The sequence below is a fragment of the Okeania sp. SIO2B9 genome (genome assembly GCF_010672505.1).
Lineage (GTDB): Bacteria > Cyanobacteriota > Cyanobacteriia > Cyanobacteriales > Microcoleaceae > Okeania > Okeania hirsuta.
On the sequence record NZ_JAAHGK010001353.1, the window covers coordinates 1 to 2000 of the forward strand.

2 protein-coding genes are annotated in these 2000 nt (G+C 34.9%); both read left to right on the forward strand.

Annotated features, from left to right (window positions below; all coding sequences use genetic code 11):
- Positions 1-400 precede the first annotated feature (400 nt).
- The gene (locus tag F6K13_RS30650; RefSeq protein WP_124142861.1) at positions 401-742 is read left to right on the forward strand and encodes a hypothetical protein; all 342 of its coding nucleotides are present in this window, start codon (positions 401-403) and stop codon (positions 740-742) included.
- A 667-nt stretch (positions 743-1409) separates the two neighbouring features.
- The gene (locus tag F6K13_RS30655) at positions 1410-1616 is read left to right on the forward strand and encodes a helix-turn-helix domain-containing protein (RefSeq protein WP_124142862.1); all 207 of its coding nucleotides are present in this window, start codon (positions 1410-1412) and stop codon (positions 1614-1616) included.
- The last annotated feature ends 384 nt before the right edge of the window (positions 1617-2000 follow it).

Below are 2000 nucleotides of genomic sequence, written 5' to 3' on the forward strand. Positions count from 1 at the left end.
CAAGATCGCTTAAGTATAATAAGAATATTTGACTGAAGCGATCTTGAATGAATATCCCAAATTTTTGCTCCGTTTCCACTGTTCCTTATTGAATTTACACCTACGACCTACCATCTAAGAACTTTATTATGACTAATTAAGCGTACATTATATTACAGGTACTTGTGGATAGAGATATTTAAGTTTCATTGAATACTTTACTTTTTTTGTAAAGATTTTATAGATGTAGAAAAAAAATTTATAGTATGTTAGGAAATCCCTAAATTAACTAAACTTGTTATGGCAATTAGAGTATAATATCTAGGCTTAAATAAGTGAACAATTTTAATTGCCTAATTTCAGGCTGAGGTTTTATGGTAAAGTTTATTATTAATAATAGTATATATTTATTGAATTTGCTATGTTTGCTCCTAAACTAACCTTGAATATGGTGGAAGGGTCTATATCTTTTGATTTTAGTCCTGAAGCTGCAAAGAATTTACAAAGTGTGATCATTCAATTAATGCAACAATTAAAAACTGCTGCTGGTAGTCCAGGAAAATTAACTCCACAGAAACCTATGGAATATCAGTATACAGGAGATGTCTTTTTAGAAATATTTTGCAATCCTAATATTTGGCCTAGTCCTTTTGCCGCTAAAGTTTTGATTACTTTACGAGATGAGCGGATTCGGATTACTACTGAAGCTGAACTTACTAGGCTTAATGAGGATATTAGTCAATATTTAGAGCAAGTAGGCTGAAAATGTTCAACTTTAGAAAATATACCAAATATCTAGCAAATAAATAATATTATGTTCCCTTGAATAGTTATGATTGAGATAGTAGAAGAGTAGGTACAATAGTAGAGACTTGGTCTTGAAGTTAGAAGATACATTTTTTCATCAGGCGCTGATCCGCACATGATATAAGTATTTTGTCAAACTTTTGTAGAGACTTTCCATGGAAAGTTCCTGCACTATCTTTTGAAGATATATAGCAGGAAACAGGGAATAGACAACAGCGGTGTGACCCCGCGGGGTGCGACAGACAGTAAGCGGTAGAGGGATGGGGTTAGCGTTAGCGTTTGCGCAGCATGACCATAGGAAAGCTCCTCTGAAAGAGGCAGCAGTTCTGTCAAGAGCGGGTCTCCTTGCCATATCCATGAAACCAAGAGAGGGAATGCGCACTCCTGTGAGGCAAAAGTGGGAAAAGCATTTCCCTCTCTAAGGTTCATCATCAGTATATATCCTAACTAACTCGTTCCTTGCTATACATAATAGACTTGTCGCGAAATAAGAAAAATCTAACTTCATCTTTTGTTCAAATTACCAGAAAATTGGGTTGAAAGCCTCCCCCTAAAAGGGGGACTTTTAAATTGATTTTTCTTTGATAAGTATGTTATCATGTTGTTAGTTTGAAAGTCAGGTTATGAAAGCTAGATTTAAGTATCGTATCTATCCAACACCGGGACAAAAATACCGATTAGCCAAGGTATTTGGTTGTGTCCGTGTAGTTTGGAATGATAGTCTAGCTTGTTGTCAAGAAAAGTATCAATTAGGAGAGAAGAAACCCACTAACTCCGAGCTACAAAAACAGTTGATCACTCAATCGAAAAACACTGAAGACAGAGAGTAGTTATCAGAAGTTTCTGCTATACCATTGCAGCAATCTTTAAATGATTTAAACCAGGCTGATCAAAATTTTTTCAAATCAACTAAAGGTCAACAGAAAGGTAGACCTAACCTATTAGACCTCCTAAATTTAAAAGTAGAAAGTCACGCGCAAACTGCTAGGTTTACACTCATGATGATTTAAAGTTTGTCAACATAAAGTCTATTTAGCTAAGATTGGAAAGCTGAAAATTGTTTGGTCAAGAGATTTACCTGCTGCTCCATCATCAGTAACAGTAATCAAAGATTCCGCTCATAGATATTTCTTGAGTTTTGTAGTAGAAATACAACCAGAAATCTTACCTCAAACTGATAATTCAGTAGGTATAGATTTAGGCATTTCTACCTT